The 15,628-nt window shown below is 59.3% G+C and carries 9 protein-coding genes; all 9 read right to left on the bottom strand.

All coding sequences use genetic code 11. The annotated features are described in order from the left end of the window. Positions 1-800: 800 nt before the first annotated feature. The 9 genes from RGV06_RS24025 to bcsQ are packed head-to-tail and all read right to left on the bottom strand — an operon-like array spanning position 801 to position 15,575. On the bottom strand, positions 801-1,940 hold the full coding sequence (locus RGV06_RS24025; protein ID WP_322151617.1) for an alginate O-acetyltransferase AlgX-related protein: 1,140 nt from the start codon (positions 1,938-1,940) through the stop codon (positions 801-803). Positions 1,941-1,951: 11 nt separating this feature from the next. Then, positions 1,952-3,367, bottom strand: a complete 1,416-nt coding sequence (locus RGV06_RS24020) for an MBOAT family O-acyltransferase (RefSeq protein WP_322151616.1) — start codon at positions 3,365-3,367, stop codon at positions 1,952-1,954. A gap of 18 nt (positions 3,368-3,385) precedes the next feature. Beyond that, positions 3,386-4,024: an alginate O-acetyltransferase AlgF gene (locus tag RGV06_RS24015; protein ID WP_037032406.1), complete on the bottom strand. Its 639-nt coding sequence runs from the start codon at positions 4,022-4,024 to the stop codon at positions 3,386-3,388. Between the two features lie 20 nt (positions 4,025-4,044). Further along, positions 4,045-4,713, bottom strand: a complete 669-nt coding sequence (locus RGV06_RS24010; protein ID WP_037032400.1) for an SGNH/GDSL hydrolase family protein — start codon at positions 4,711-4,713, stop codon at positions 4,045-4,047. A gap of 17 nt (positions 4,714-4,730) precedes the next feature. Then, the gene (locus tag RGV06_RS24005) at positions 4,731-8,663 is read right to left on the bottom strand and encodes a cellulose biosynthesis protein BcsC (protein ID WP_322151615.1); all 3,933 of its coding nucleotides are present in this window, start codon (positions 8,661-8,663) and stop codon (positions 4,731-4,733) included. Further along, a complete protein-coding gene (bcsZ, locus tag RGV06_RS24000) occupies positions 8,639-9,877 on the bottom strand; it encodes a cellulose synthase complex periplasmic endoglucanase BcsZ (RefSeq protein ID WP_322151614.1) in 1,239 nt (412 codons plus the stop codon). Before bcsZ ends, RGV06_RS24005 begins: the two co-directional genes overlap by 25 nt. A gap of 6 nt (positions 9,878-9,883) precedes the next feature. Then, a complete protein-coding gene (bcsB, locus tag RGV06_RS23995) occupies positions 9,884-12,151 on the bottom strand; it encodes a cellulose biosynthesis cyclic di-GMP-binding regulatory protein BcsB (protein WP_322151613.1) in 2,268 nt (755 codons plus the stop codon). Further along, a complete protein-coding gene (gene bcsA, locus RGV06_RS23990; protein WP_046809254.1) occupies positions 12,151-14,373 on the bottom strand; it encodes a UDP-forming cellulose synthase catalytic subunit in 2,223 nt (740 codons plus the stop codon). Before bcsA ends, bcsB begins: the two co-directional genes overlap by 1 nt. Then, complete coding sequence (bcsQ, locus tag RGV06_RS23985; RefSeq protein ID WP_048352605.1) at positions 14,370-15,575, bottom strand: cellulose biosynthesis protein BcsQ; 1,206 nt, start codon at positions 15,573-15,575, stop codon at positions 14,370-14,372. The genes bcsA and bcsQ overlap by 4 nt, the downstream gene beginning before the upstream one ends. Between the last annotated feature and the right edge of the window lie 53 nt (positions 15,576-15,628).

Below are 15,628 nucleotides of genomic sequence, written 5' to 3'. Positions count from 1 at the left end.
TTTACCTGATAAACCGAGGAAGCTGACTTTACGACTGCTGCGTCGCAGTGGCGCACCAAGCCGAACGCAGCCTCGCACGGCTCGTCAGTTGCTACGGATCGTGAATGCAACCCACCAACCAGGCCGGTCGGTCGGCCGCCTCGGCGGGCAGTGCTTTTGATCTGCCCGCCCCTTCGGGAGGCCGAGAGGAGGTTCTGCGTAGTGGGTCGACCGGCATGGATGCCGGGAGAGCCGTGTTGGGCCAGGGATGGCCCGTCACGGCGGGGCCACGGAGCGGGACCGGAATGAGGGAACCTGAGCGCAGCGAGGGCCGTACGCGGGGGCGAAAGCGCTTTGGTTACTTTGCCGCTTTTGCAAAGTGACTCGCTGTAAGAGCGAAACCATCATTTCAGTTAACTGCGGATGCCGGATATGTACCCCGTGTGCCCGTTGTTTTGCGAAGCGCCCGCACCTATGTCGAGTCCATATCCATTCGATATGTCACGACTTTCTACGGGTTCCGCCCTTACGGCGGGTCACTTTTTCCAGACGCAGAAGAAGTAACCAAAAAGGCTTGCTCTACCATACGGCAGCCTCGCCCAGGCTCGGCGGTGCCCTCACTCCGGCACTGTCATGGGGGCACGCCGCGACGGGCCATCCATGGCCCATCGCGGCTGCGATCGATCGCAAAGCGGTCGCAGAACCGGAGCACGCGGTGTGCCTGAAAAACCGGGAGGCTGACTTTACGACTGCTGCGTCGCAGTGGCGCACCAAACCTGACGCACCCTCGCACGGCTCGTCAGCGACTACAGACCGGCGATTTACAACGGCCTGATCACGTCGCTGTAAGGCGTTTGCAAATCACGCTCGGGGATCTCCCAGATCACAAGCGCAGGGGGCGTCTGTTTGAATGCCGGGTTAGTAAAATAGCTATTGGCTCCACCGGAAAACTCGCCACCGTCCTTGGAAAAGTCGCCGATCGGCGCAGCCAGGGCCTGTTGCAGGAACCCGGCGAAATTGGAGTTGCGCGAAAACGATGTACCGATCAGTGCAACGTTGGGCAGGTTGTCATCGCCAAATAGATCATCCAGGTTGTCAGCATCGCTTAGGGATGTATCGGCTTTCTCACTGAACCGGCTGGCTGCCACCGTTTCTGTTGCGGGCTGCAACCCCAGCGGTAACCACTCAATACCGGCCAGCCTGACCAGATCTCCCGGACGACGCGCCGGGTTTTGCAGTGCAGTTTCATACGCCGTGTGCGGCGTGGCGCTGATCCCCATCGCCTGTACTTGCAGGGCGATGGCCTTGGCCGCCGCCCAGGAGCCTGCTTCACTCCAGTGGGTATCAGTGCGCAGATAGGCATCGCTGCCCACAGACTGCAGAACTGGCGCCAGATCCACAGCCCTCACCCCTGCCTTGTTCAACCCTTCAACCCAGGTCGCTGCGCGGTTTTGCAACTGCGCCGGTCGCCTCAAATCGCACAGTTGCTCACTGGCGATACGGCTTTTGTCCGGCACCACGGCCACCAGCAAACTGATGCCCCGCGACGCCAGTTGCTGCTGGATATCACGCACTGCCGCCGCCTTGGTCTGTGCATTGGCCAGGGCATGACGGTTGATGCGCATTTCATCCGTCAAAAACAACCAGCCATCGCACCCCGGACGTACCCGTGCACCGGTGTCGCGCAGCATCAGCCAGCTTGCACCTCGCTCCAGATCCGCCGCCTTTTGCGGCACGCCTGCCTCGGACAACTGCTTGGCGATCTTGTGGGTTACCTCGCCATGCAGTACCGCGTCACGAGTCAGGTTGGGGGGCAGCATCTGGACCTTGCCGCTGATCAACAACCAGAGCGACGAGGCAAAGCTGACGGCCAGAAATACGACAAACACCACACCGCCAAACCTGCTGACACGGGCGGTGAGTTCGGTCGGTACAGCCGGTTGGGGCGATGAAGAAGACATGGGCTGGGCCATCAGAACTGGAAGTAGAGGAAGGGCACCGCTTCCCGGCTCGCGATCAGCGCGAACGAGAGCAGAAAACCCGCCACCGGCCACAAGGCCGCGATCGGAACAAACCAGGCGTGAGCACCGAAGCGCTGCTCATAACGGTGCTTGAACAGCGGCGCGATAATGCACGCCACGCCAAGCAATGCCGCCAGACCGTGAGCCGAACGCAGGGTCACCGCCAGCGCATCACCCAAGGCGAACCCGTGCAAGCCAAACTGACCGGCATACATGTTCAGGGCCGAATCGAAATCCGGCGCACGAAACAGGGTCCAGGCCATAAACACAAACAGCAGCGTCAAGGTATGCGAGAACAGGGGCGGGATACTCGGCAGGCTCGATCGCGACCACAGCCGATCGACACACAACGCAATGCCGTGAGCGGCTCCCCACAGCAGGTAATTCCAGCTGTCGCCGCCATGCCAGAGACCCGCAATGGCCATGGTCAGGAACAGGTTGCGGTAGGTCTTCCAGGCGCCGTTGCGGTTACCGCCCAGGGCGATATACAGGTAGTCGCGCAACCAGCTGGACAACGACATGTGCCAGCGTCGCCAGAAGTCCTGAATGCTGCTGGCCAGGTATGGCTGGTTGAAGTTTTCCGGGAAGTGAAAGCCCAGCATCAAGCCCAAGCCGATGGCCATGGCGCTGTAGCCGGCGAAGTCAAAAAACAGTTGCAGCGAATACGCCAGGCAACCGATCCAGGCGTCCACAAAGGACGGGTTATCCAGATGGAACGCGATGTCCACCAGCGGTGACAGGGTGTCTGCCACCAGCACTTTCATGCACATGCCGATCATGAAACGGCGTGCGCCCAGGGAGAAATTCTGCCAGTCGAAATAACGCCGGTTCAGCTCACGACGCACCCAGTCATAGCGAATGATCGGGCCTGCAATCGAGTGACCGAACATCGAAATGTAAGTGGCGTAATTGATGAAGCTGCGCTCCACCGGCACCGTATGGCGATGCAAATCCACCAGATAGGAAATCGCCTGCAGCACGATAAACGACAGCCCTGCCGGCAGCGCCACCCGCTGCCACTCCAGGGGCATCGCGCCGGGCCAGGTAATCATCTGCATCCAGGTCGCGGCGAGAATGTTGGCGTACTTGTACCAGCACAGCACCGCCGTGTTGAACACGATCAGCGCAATCAACAGTCGCACCCTGCCCTTTGAGTCCTCCCGGGAGCGATCAATCAGCAACCCGCCGACCCAGGCAACGATGGTTAACGCCACGTGCAACGCCAGGAACATCGGGTTCAGCCAGCCATAGAACAACCAACTGCCCATCAACAGAATGACGTTACGCCACTGCGGTTTCCCCAGAGCGTAAACCAGCATAAAGGCGGGCAAAAAAAGCGTCAGGAACTCGAGTGAGGCGAAGACCATGGCAGCGGTAGAATCCGATCAGTGGGACAGAGTGTCCGTTGCGCTCAAAAGACGTGGCCCCGTGGCAGAAGGAACCAGTAGCACGCTGTAGCGCTCCCCCGCCTTGAGCATGCCCAGATCCAGCGGAGCACCCACATTGGCGTTGGCGCACACCAGTTGCACCGAGAGGTTGACTGGGTTGATCGAGCGCCGTTGCAGGCTCGCGACGGGCACCGCCTTGAACAGATCGGCGCTACGCCCGGCAGGACGCAAACTGGCATCGCTGCAGGATTTATCGACGTTGACGAAGGCCAGTGATGCCTTGAGGCCGTTAAAATCGTCAGGTGTTTCGCGCACGGCGACCTGTTCGATCCCCGCCTCCTGCGACACCACAACAATCGTGGTGAACTCACCTGGTTCGACCTTCAGATCCAGCGCCAGCGTGTGCGCACCACTGACCAGAGAGCCCTTGACCGGACTCGTGGAGTCCACCGCAAATAACAGCGACGCCGGTTGTGCCACCTCAAGTCGCAACGGCGGCTGCCCGGCTTGACCGAGCACGTCGAGTGGCGCCGTGGTGGCGTTGACGAAGCGGATGAAGGCTGCGTCCTGATCCGGGCCGGTGGGATACAGGGCAAAATCTGCAGCCAGGGTGCACATGCTACATAACAGTGTCATCGCACCCGTCAGTGGACGAATCACTTCTTCTCTCCCTTGGCACTGACCGCTTCAGGCGGCAGTTTGCCCAACGCAGTGCCGATGGCATTGGCCCAAGACTTGTAGCCCGCAACCGTAAAATGCTGGCCGTCAGTGGTCACCCACTGCCCGGGCTTGGAGAACTCCAGGGAGTCGATGTATGTACAAGGCGCGACGTTGGTTGCCAAGAACGCAGATATCAGCTTGGTGCGTGCATCGTTTTTCTTGTACATGCCGCCTTCCTTGCCCCACGCCGGGCCTACCCAGGCGCATTTGGCTCCGTTGGCGGTGATTTCCTTGGCCAATGCAGACACGTTCTGCCACGCCCAGGCCTTGGGAAATACCGGTTTGTCGTACGAGGCCATGGTGTCGGCAATCACAAGCACCACCAGATCCGGCTTGTCGGCGGCAATCAAGTCCTTGATTGGGGTTGTGGTCGCATCACGCCCCTTGATCACAATCTTGCCGCTGCCCTTTTCTTCAGCTCCACAATCGACTTTTTTGGTGATAAGCCAATCGCCAGCGCTGGCCCCGCACGCGCCTATCGAATGCACATTCGCGCCTTGCTGGGTCAAGTTGGCGTGCAGTGGTTCCATCAGGTGATTGGCCAGGCTCATGTGACTCTCCCCAAGAACAAGAAGGGTCATACCGGCTAGAACGGATGAAGGCATTTAAAGTCTCCAGGACATCAATTGGAATAAGGTGAACTGTAGGGGCTGACCGGCAGTGCCATCGGGCCGTTCATGTCTTCAAACATGTAACGCAAGTACATGGCACCCGTGATTTGCTGGTAGTCCTGGGCGTTGTCCAAGCCGAGATTGGCCCCCAGGAAAAAGCTCGAGCCAAACTTGTACTCACCCGCTGCAGAGAGGCTATAACCAACGCCTGCTTTGCTCTCGCTGGAGTAGCGCTGATCGTTGACAGCCTGCAAATCCTTGTCGCCGGGGAAGTAGTCCGCACCGGCCTGATGGGAGTACTGGACACCCACCGAACCCTTGACCTGATAGCTGAGGCGTTCGGTACGCTGCGACCACGCCACCGGCACGCCGAGGGCAAAGTAACTTTGTGGACTGAAATAGCCACCATGACCGTAGGTAAAGAAGTTCTGGTTATTGTCGAAGCTCATGCCAGTGGCGCTCAGGCCGAGGGTCAGCTTGCTGTCTTCGTCATTTTGCAGATACCAGTAAACACCGGCGCCCAGTTCGGCACGGCTGTTGGACTCGACGTTATGGCCTAACAGCTTGTGCCAGGCGCCGTAGCCATAAGCACCGATAGCCTGGTCGTCGTAGCTCAGTTGGCCACGACCGCCGTTGGCCGTCACACCGCCCCACGACTGCCCGGTACGCTCATCCGTTGTACCGGCGAACGACGTCACGCTGTCGATCACCGCGCGGCGTGAGACGTTGACGCCATAGCGAACATTGGAGTTGCTGGCGAGCGGGCGATCGACACTCACGCCACCGGCAACAGTGCTGTACTGGAAGCCAATAGGCGTGGTGCCAATGTCGGCCTTGATACCCTCGTCCGGGCGGGCGTAGCCCACACTCACACCCACACCACTTTCCCGCTGGGCACCAATCCCCTCAGTTGACGCCTTGCCACTGCCGAAGCGTTCAGCGGCATACACACCCACCCGTCCCGCGTTCAGAGATACCGGCGTCACACGTACAGCGAGACGGTTGTCACCTGCCGGAAAATTAATCTCCAGCGGCGTCTCGATATCGGTCATTTTGCCCAGGCCCGGCTCGCTGTCATTGGTGCGCACGGTCACACCCTGAGTCACGTAAGCACTGCGTTCCTGAAGGATGCTGTCCAGTGCCCGCTGGGCAGAACTGGCCTGATCTACCGCTACATTGACCGTGCCTTGCGGCGCGAAAGGATTGGCCCCGGCATTGCCAAATCGCCCGGAGGGCACGGCCGCACGGCTCGGGATTGCGGCTGCCACGCGCGCTTGTTGCTGACCTGGATAGACGTCTTGGGGCAATAACGAATTGCTGCCTGCGCTATACGATGCCGAATCCAGCACGGCTTGCGCCGGAGCAGGAATCCCGTCGAACGCCCCGCGGCCAATCTGATTACCCGGCCCCGACAAACCTGCAAAAGGGTTCGGCGCAGCGCCCGTACCGGCAGCCTGAGTCGCCAGACTGCGTTTTTTCTCGGTCTGCTCAATGTCCACGGCCTTGCGCAACAAATGGGCGGCCTGACTGGTCTTGCCCATGCTTCGGTAGATCCTTGCCGCTTCGGTCAAGGACTGCGGGTCGTAGTTTTGCAGCTTCACAAACTGCTCCAGCGCACGTTCGGCGTAGCCGTTGTCGCGGGCCAAAACTGCTGCATCCGCTGCATTAAGCAGAATTTGCGGGTCGTTGGGCTGACGCTGCAGCAAGGGTTTATACAGTTCGAATGCTTTGGCATTGTCACCGCTGCTGACATACATCCGCGCAAGTGCTGAAACCGCACCCGCATCCCCGGGCCGTGATGCCAGTGCCGGCGCAAGAGTGTCATAAGCCCCTGCCAGGTCACCGCCCTCACGCAGCAGATCGGCTTGCCGTATACGGTATTGGTAAAGCAAATCATCGAAGCGCTTGCGTGTCGCGAGGCTCATTGGCTGGTTTTGCAGACCGCGCAGAATCGAATTGACCTGAGCATCATTGCCCGTCTTCAACAACAAATTGGCGTACTGCAACATCAGGTCGGCGGACGGTGTCGGTGTCTGGTTAATCACGTCGCGCATCATGGTCAATGCACGTGTGGAATCACCGGTGTCGACATAGGCCGTCGCCAGCGTCGCCATGCGATCCGGACTGCGGCTGGCCATTGGTTGCAAACGATCAAGCAGAGCGAGAGCTTCTTGACGCTGGCCACGCTTGGCCATGGTCGCAGCGAGTTTGACTTGTACAGTCAGGGTGATCTGGTCGGCCAGCTCGGTCATGTCAGCGGTGCGACGCCCCGCAGGAATGCGGCTGATGGCAGCCTGTGCGGCGTCCCACTGCTCCATTTCCACCGAGAGCAAGGCACTGGTGTAAAGCGCGTCAACGTCGGTCGGATGCGTTTTTAGGTAGCTGTCGATCAGGTCTCGAGCCTTTTGCGGCTCGCCGGTCTTGAGGTACAGACGGGAGAGATCAAAGCGGGTCCAAACGTTATCCGGGTCGTCCTTGACCGCTTGCACCAACGCCTGCTGGGCACCGCGGGTGTCGCCCCGCTGCTCGGCCAATGCAGCAGCCTGGGTGGAGCGCAGCGCACGCAGTCGACCACCACCGCCCAATTCGGCCTGCTGGGCTGCAGTCAAGGTATCGAGCAGACGCAATGCTTCATCGGCCTGCCCCGATTGCGACAGTACACTCACCAGCCCCTGTACGGCCTGCGCATTATCTCGCTGCACACTCAATATTTGGCGATAACTGGCCTGGGCTTCATCCAGTTGACCGCTCTGGGCCTGGAGATCTGCCAGGGCCAGGCGCGCTTCGACGCCTTTAGGGTTAAGACGCATGGCCTGTGCAATATTCTGCCGGGCCTTGTCGGGTTGAGCCTTGGCCTGGTTGCGCGCCTGTTGCAGCAAGGCCCAGTAACGCACATTGTCCAACGCAGGCTTCCAGCGCGTTCCACCGTTGCCGATGGCACGGTTCAGTAACTGCTCAGCTTCGGCCAGACGATTCTGTTGTTGGCGCACCACACCAAGCCCACCCAGAGCATCAGGGTCATTGGCCTTGTTTTTCAGGCGTGCGGCGAAAGCTTGCTCGGCACCTGCCTGGTCGCCTTTTTCAAGGGCTTGCAATCCACGCTCTACCAGTGGATCTGGTTGCCAGCTCGCTACCCGGCCAGCAGTGCTGGCTTTCGATTTACCTTTGTTCAGTAGATCGCGTATTTCCTGGTCATCCGGATGAGCCTTCAAAAATGCGTCGAACAAAGGTATTTGGGCGGGATTCGGGGGACCGGACCACACCAGCGCCAGACGCCAACTCTCGTCAGCGTCACCACCGATGTCGGGCCGCGTCGACAGTTTGGCCAGTGTACGAATACCTTCGGGGCGAGTGTCTTCGTGACGAACCAATTGCTTGGCAAGAAACAGCGCCAAAATCGAGTCATTCGGCGTTTCGTGGAGCAAACGCTCCATGCCTTTGCGAGCTTCCGGCCAGCCTGCAGGATTGAATGCAAGGTTGTTGTAATACTCTCGGCCTAAAGTGCCTGACGGTGTGCGCCCGGCAAAGAGTTTGCGAAACACCTGAGTCGCCTGGTCACGCTGGTCGCTATCGACCAGACGGCGAGCCTCGGCGAGCAGCGCGATGTTCTGCGGTTCTGTAAGGGCTAGATCCTGTTCCAGCTGCGCAGCCAACCATGGTCGGGGCGACAAAGCTTGCAAGCGCGCCAGGTATTGCCTGGCTTGCGCGGACTTTTTCTGCTTGATGCTTGCAAGGCCCATCCCATAAAGGGCGTCGACTTGATTAGGGTCCAGGCGCAGCACTTTTTCCCAGGCTTCGGCCGCTCGTTGTGAATTGTCACGACCCTGCCAGTACTGGCCCTGCTCGACCAACTGCGATTGCACGTCCCTTGTGTCGGCGTGGACGGCAGTGCTGATCACGGCGGTTAAAAACCCTATGGCTAGCGAGTGGCGGTGCGGACGCATGACGTCTCCCAAGATAATTTGAGTGTTCCGTCATCACGAAACTGAAAACGATTTTCAGCCCAGCCGAGTGCGAACAAGCTGAGCATGAGGTTGTAATACAAAGGTTCTGTACGCTCGCCGCCGACAGTGGCCAGTCCCTTGTCCAACGCCTGTAGGGTTCGACGTTGCTGGGCCTGTGCCAGCCAGGGCTGGCCTTTGGCCTGGAAATACGGGATCAGTGCAGCTGAGAACCCGAACGGCCCCTGCCCCTCTAGTGCACCGCTGGTGACCTGGACTTTTTCCGGTGGAAGACCGGTGGACGCAGTGCTGTTTGACATACCGTCCAGCATCGCCAGCAAGAGGGCTGCGAGCGGATCGGACTTGGGCGTCATGCCTGCCCACAGGTACACGCGAATCGCGTCATAACTACCCATCTCGCCTGCAATCGGGTCAACCACGAACAAACCGGCTTTCGGTCCGGTGGCACGGTAACCAACCCAATCGGCCACATAGCCTTTGGGGCTGGAAGCCTTGATCATCTTCACCGTGTTTTCGGCTACTTCTTTCCATGGCCCAGCCGGTGACTCCTTGGCCAGTCGGCGCAGCAGCGGCAATGGCAGGTAGCTGGGATTCAACCGCCACAGGTGATCGGGCTGGACGAAACCCTGTGGCCCCGGCAACACCATTTTGCCCAAACCGGGCAAGCTCACTATCAGTTGGGTTTCTATGTTTGCAAGCAGCTGCAAGGCAGCTTCGTGATAGTCCGCACGCTGCCACAAACGTGCTGCCTCAAGCAGTGAATAAGCGATCCACAAATCCGAGTCGGACGCCGAATTCGCGTCCTGCAATTGCCATGTGCCGTCCTTGCCCTGCCCCCACAACCAGCCCGGCAAGCGCTTGCTCACATCGGCACCTGCCATGTTGGCCAAAGTCCATTGCCACAGCTTTTCAAAGCGCGCCTGATCGTTGCCTATCAGTGCGAAAAGCATCCCGTAGGATTGGCCTTCGGAAGAGCTTTGATTGACCTGCGCACTCGACTCCAGCATTCGGCCGTCAGCCTGCACAAAATGCGAGGCATAGGTTTGCCAAAGCGGCCACTGGGCATTTTTGCACGCCTCGTCTTGAGCCACCGCAGGCGTCAGCGTGAACGTTACGAAAGTACAGGCGAGCAAACGAAGCGCCGTATGCAGGCGCCTCGTTGAGGTTTTATTGCGAAAGATCGCGAAGAAACTCATGACCCGTCAGCCACCTAGCCGTTTATTGGCAAGCGCCCGCAACGCCAGATACGCCAGACCACTGAGCAAGATCACTCCCAGACCGGTCAATACCAGCGCCAGTACCACATGTCTGGACATCAACCACTGCAAGTACTTGATCGGGCCAAGACTACCGACGTAGTACTGTTCGTCCGCCACCAGTGGCTCGATGTTTTTACCCCGCACTACCACCAGGCTGCCCTGGACCGACTGGGTGTAATCCTCGCCACCGATCAGGGCATTGGTGACATCAGCCAGACCCTGGGGTTGACCACTGGCAATCACGACGACACTGCGACCGCTTTTGAGCGGTGACTCGAAACCAGTGAGGTAGGTACTGCGCGCGCCACCGGAGAACGCCATCGCCAGTCGGGTTCTGCGCAGATTGGCTTCCGGATCCGGGCTGAACCACTCACGTACACGCATCGGCAGGTCAGAAAGATTGAAAACCTGCTGTCCATCGGCATCAGTGGCCGGCAGACGATCAGCCCATTGCGCCAGCAACGGCTGGTTGCCACCGGATGCCAGTACCAGCAAGTCCTTGTCGGCAGCACTTGCAACCTGAGCAGCCTGGATCACCTGCACGCCGGTGGCCGGGTAACCGGTGGCGTTGCCGAAACGGCCGAGTACGGTCAGGTAGGCGTCCAGGTCAGCGGTGCCTGCGTTATCCGGCAGCACGACAGCGGTTTGCGACAAGTCGGCCAGGCGGGTGAACGGGAAACCGGCATCCTTGAACACGCCCAGGTTAGGCATAGCGATAAAGTGGTCGTAGCCGCTTACATCGATGGTCGATTCTGGATCAATGGCACCGCGCATGTTGTCGATGATGATGTCGTTGCATTCACCCTGCTTGATGTAATCGAACATGTAACGCAGTTGCAGACGTGACTGCAGGGGCGCCGAGTTCAACGCCAGCAACACGCTGGTTTCCCGGCCCAGGCTGTCGTCGGACTTCAGTGCGCTCAGGACGCCGCTCGGGAGTTTGTCCTGGGACAGCAGGTTCTGCGACTGAATCAGTGCATCGTTAAAACTGATGATGAACGATGAGTTGTTGGACTTCTCTTGCGGCGTGTAGCGGTATTTGAGGTTCAGCGGTGCGCCTTCTTCGCGCCAGGTAAACAGGTCCGGCGCAAAGTTGAGCGGCACGGTGATGTCGCCCGGGTTGTAGCCCGAGACCGTCAGTTCCTTGGCTGGCAACAGTTCGCCGAGTTTTACCGGGCGATCGCTGGGTAACCAGTTCGGCGCATCGTAGGGTTTGCGCGGCTGTACCACATCCAGACGGTCGATCACTACGCTATTGCCCGACAAGGCCTGGTTGCCCAGCACCAACGCCGTTGCAGCACGTTTGAGTTCATTTGAGTCGCGACCGCTGATGACCAGTAACTTTCCGTTGGCATCGTTGGGGTTGGTCATTACGGTGAGGGTCGGGCCCTTGGCGGGCGGCAGGCTCAGGCTGTCGATCTGAAGCGCATCCGGGCCACTGACCAGCACCACGGCATTACCACTGGCCGGAATCCGGTTGTAGCCCGATGAAAAGCGCGCACCTCGATAACTGGCCTGGGCGCCGAACCACGATGACAGGGCTCCGGCGGCTTCCAGGGTGGCGTTGTCAGGTGCGGCAGCGAACACGAACGGCAAGTCCAGGGCGCGGGCGTCCCGACGATCAAAGAACGGTAGCGGGATGATCGACAGGTCATCAGGCAAGACCAAGGGCGAGACATCGATGCCCAATTCTGAGGCATTGCTGATCTTGGCCCACAGACTGGAGTGCTGAGGATCTTCGCAGCTCATGGTGTAGTGCCCGATAAACTGCAGGCTCAGACGGTTGAACTCGGTGATCAAATGAGCCGGGATCTCTACAACCTGCTGTTGCAGTTGCCCGGCCTTGTCCTTGGGTAACGGCAGGCTCGCAGCCACTTCATCGTTGACCAGCACGTTGATTTGCGACAGTTCTGCCAGCAGTGCCGGCGAATAGGAATACTGCAGGTTCAGCCTGGCCCCGGTGACGATCGAATCGGCCCGCACATCGAAGCTGACGCTGTCGGTCGCCTCCACGCCGCGAAGGCTCATCGGGTAATTACGGCCCAATTGCTTGAGGGTAACGGTGTAGCTTTTCGCTCCGGGCGCCGTGGCTGCTGGCAGGGTTTGGGCACTGGCAACGCCAGCGTTAACAGCCAGCACGGCGCACGTCAGGCGGGCCAGCGCGCGGCGCAGGTCGCGCAAGGGGGCGAAGGCTGAAGACGTTGAATTCATCACTTGTCCAGGACATTGTCTAGCGTGGAAGGGGTGACGCGGCGACGGCGCAGCAAGCTGCGCACTTCCATGGCCGAGGCTTTGAAAAGTTCGTGGATACCGCGCAGGCCGATACGACCGACCTCGCGCAAGGCTACAAGCGGGGTATCGACCTGCCCGCTGCCCCAGGTTGAAGCCCAGGTGTCGGCGCGGGAGAAGGTGAGCCGAACAAGGTCGCTCTGCTGACGCAACGTGAGGGCATCAAACTGCACGCCAACCAATTCGCCGCGACTGAACACGATGACTGCCGGGAACACACTCGAGTGTTGATTACGAAATAGCGAAATTTGTACCCGCTCGCCCTGAGGCAAGCTGACGCCTTCCGGCAAAATCAAACCCATGCCTTTTTGCGAAAAGTCCTGGGTTACGCCATCTATCACGCGGCCATCTGCACACGTCAGGCGTACCGGCAAACTGGCTGCTACCCGCGGCTCAGCACGAACCTGTCGGGTTTCACTGGCAACTGCCACTGCAGCGCTGGTAATAACGACGTTGTAGAGGGTCCACACCAGATTGATCAGCACCGTGGTGGTGGCGCCCTCTTCTCCCATTGCCAGCCGCGCGAGCCCATAGGCCATGCCTGCCATGTTGAGGGTCAGTAGCACGATGTACGGACGGGCAAGTTTCCAGTCGAAGTATTTTTCGTCGATGATCCCGCCCTTGTCGGTAACGTTGAAACCACCGTGTTTGGGATTGACCAGTGCTACCAGCACCGGCCCCATGATGTACCAGGCCAGTACGGTCTCGTAGACCTCGTTCCAGAACGAGTGACGGAACCGTCCTTGAATGGTGGAGTTGGTCAGGCTGGCATGAAAGATATGAGGCAGCGCATAGGCCATGATCATCAACCCGGCAGCATGGAAAATCTGCGCGTCGAAAAACAGGAAGGCCAGGGGCGCGGTGAGAAATACCAGGCGCGGCAAACCGTAGAAAAAGTGCAGCATCGCGTTGAGGTAGCACAGGCGCTGCCCCAAGTTCAGGCCTTTGCCGAACAGCGGATTGTCCGTACGAAAAATCTGCGCCATGCCCCGGGCCCAGCGAATCCGCTGGCTGATGTGCCCCGACAGGCTTTCCGTTGCCAGGCCCGCCGCCTGCGGAATCGCCAGGTACGCGGTGTTGTAACCGGCGCGGTTGAGTTTCAGCGCGGTGTGGGCATCTTCGGTCACGGTCTCTACTGCGACCCCGCCCACTTCCATCAGCGGTTTGCGCCGGATCACAGCACAGGAGCCACAGAAGAATGTGGCGTTCCACAGGTCGTTACCGTCCTGAACCAGCCCGTAGAACAGTTCGCCTTCGTTCGGTACTGAGCGGAAGGTATCGAGGTTCTTCTCGAACGGGTCCGGGGAAAAGAAAAAGTGCGGCGTTTGCAGCATCGCCAGCTTCGGGTCTTTCAGAAACCAGCCAATGCTGACTTGCAAAAAGGAGCGGGTCGGTACGTGATCGGCGTCGAAAAACGCCACGAACTCGCCACTGGTGACCTGCAACGCTTCGTTCAGGTTGCCGGCCTTGGCATGACGATTGTTGTCACGGGTGATGTAGTTGACGTTGATCTGCTCGCAGAACTGGCGAAAGTCTTCGCGACGCCCGTCATCCAGCACGTGGACCCGCAGTTTGTCCTTTGGCCAGTCCATGGCCTGGGCGGCAAAGATGGTCAACTTCACAATATCGAGGGCTTCGTTGTATGACGGGATAAACACGTCAACCACCGGCCACTCGCTGGGCGGGCTTTTGAGCAAGACCGGCTGGCGCCGCAGCGGCCAAGCCGTTTGTAAGTAACCGAAAATCAGCACTACCAAGGCATAGAATTCGGCCAGTACCAGACCGTACCCGAATGCGATGTCGATCCATTGATCGAAGTCCAGGGTTGCTGTCAGCCGCCAGTACATGTAGCGCAGCGAGGCCGTCAGCGACAAACAGATCATGATCAGGATGGTCAGGCGCCCGGGGATCCGGCGCAATATCAGCGCCGCGCCAAAACAGCCGATGGCGAAGACGCACTGGGCATAAAAATCAAACGGGGCCGTGATGATCAGCAGGCCCACCAAAACGCTAAACACTATCGTGCCAAAGGTCAGCGCGCGGCGAGCTGCCACTGGCCATCGATCTATACGATCAGCAACAGACTGCGCCCAACGCTGAAGGCGGGTTTGTGTAGCGGATGGCTCTGTGCATGGGTTGATCACAGGGCGGACATCGCTGATACAGCGGCGCTCTGAAACCTGGCCTTGAGCTGTTTAGCCAGTAATGCCATCTCCTGGCAGACTGCAGAGGCATGCGGCGAAGCCAACGGATTACGACCGTAAGCCAGCGACTCGCCCAGGGTGTTATCCAAAGCAATAACCCCCAGCAACTGCCCGCCCAGGCGACGTTTGAGCACCTCAAGCATGTCCCGTGAAAACTCACGGCGGGCGTCGAACTGATTGACCACATAGTTGCAGACTGAGGACTCAGGGCGAGTCAGGGCGGAGTCAATCAAGCGATCCATTTGATCCAGGGCGATAAAACTCGCAGCGTCGGCGGTGGTGACCACGATCACTTGATCGGCCACGTCCAGCGCCTGCTCCAGATACAACGACCGGCCGGTCGGCGTGTCCAGAATCACCACGTCGCTTTCACCCAGATCCAGACTCGCCAATTGCCGGGCCAGCCAATGTCGATCCTGGCTCATGTCGCGCTCCAGAGCGCAACGTTCGTCATCACTCAAGACGCCATAGGGCAGCAGTTGGGCATCGTCGAAACCCTGCTGCAGTTTGTCAGCCCAAGTGGTGCCTTGCGCGCAGGTACTGCCCAGGCCTACCGCACCGGACTCAATCCCAAGGTGGTAGTGCAGCGCATTTTGCGGGTCAAGATCGATGGCCAGGGTCTTGCCTGCACCCAGATGCAAGCTGCTGGCAAGACCAGCGCCCAACGTGGACTTGCCTACGCCGCCCTTGGCCGAAACCAGTGCTACGACATGTGCCTTGCACTTTGGTGCACACGCGTCAGGTTGTAGTTGAGCGTGCATCTCGGCTTGTCGGGCGAGGGCTACTTCAGCGAGTAAATGACGCAGCGGAGTTGCGACATCCCCAGAGCTCATCAAGGGCGCTTCAATATCGCGCCGCGACGGTTCAACGGCTGGAATTACCGACTGCACCACGGGTTGCGCTCCCGGCGTTACCACCGAAAACGGTAACGACTTGAATGGCGCCTGTTCATTTTGTGGCTCGGCCGCCATGTTCTCGACTACTTGAGCCACAACTTCAGGCAAATACGCTGGCTCGGCAGGCAGCGGCATCTTTTGCGGGGCTGCGCACGGGTAGTCGAACGGGGTTTCGAACTCGTGATAGCTGTCTGAAGTCGCGCCAAATCTACGGAATAGATTTGATATGTCGTCTTTGTGGCTCATAGGAAGGCTTCCTGCTTTCTGACTGTTAACGACCCATGACCAGCCGCAGCGCG

Source organism: Pseudomonas sp. CCI3.1, from assembly GCF_034313985.1.
GTDB lineage: Bacteria > Pseudomonadota > Gammaproteobacteria > Pseudomonadales > Pseudomonadaceae > Aquipseudomonas > Aquipseudomonas psychrophila.
This window is presented reverse-complemented; position numbering and strand designations above follow the sequence as displayed.

What these genes read in the sequence shown, in the direction of transcription:
- RGV06_RS24010 (WP_037032400.1), bottom strand. Translation starts at nt 4,713, where the DNA reads ATGCCTTCATCCGTTCTAGCCGGTATGACCCTTCTTGTTCTTGGGGAG.
- bcsZ (WP_322151614.1), bottom strand. Translation starts at nt 9,877, where the DNA reads ATGAGTTTCTTCGCGATCTTTCGCAATAAAACCTCAACGAGGCGCCTG.
- RGV06_RS24015 (WP_037032406.1), bottom strand. Translation starts at nt 4,024, where the DNA reads ATGACACTGTTATGTAGCATGTGCACCCTGGCTGCAGATTTTGCCCTG.
- RGV06_RS24025 (WP_322151617.1), bottom strand. Translation starts at nt 1,940, where the DNA reads ATGTCTTCTTCATCGCCCCAACCGGCTGTACCGACCGAACTCACCGCC.
- RGV06_RS24020 (WP_322151616.1), bottom strand. Translation starts at nt 3,367, where the DNA reads ATGGTCTTCGCCTCACTCGAGTTCCTGACGCTTTTTTTGCCCGCCTTT.
- bcsQ (WP_048352605.1), bottom strand. Translation starts at nt 15,575, where the DNA reads ATGAGCCACAAAGACGACATATCAAATCTATTCCGTAGATTTGGCGCG.
- bcsB (WP_322151613.1), bottom strand. Translation starts at nt 12,151, where the DNA reads ATGAATTCAACGTCTTCAGCCTTCGCCCCCTTGCGCGACCTGCGCCGC.
- RGV06_RS24005 (WP_322151615.1), bottom strand. Translation starts at nt 8,663, where the DNA reads ATGCGTCCGCACCGCCACTCGCTAGCCATAGGGTTTTTAACCGCCGTG.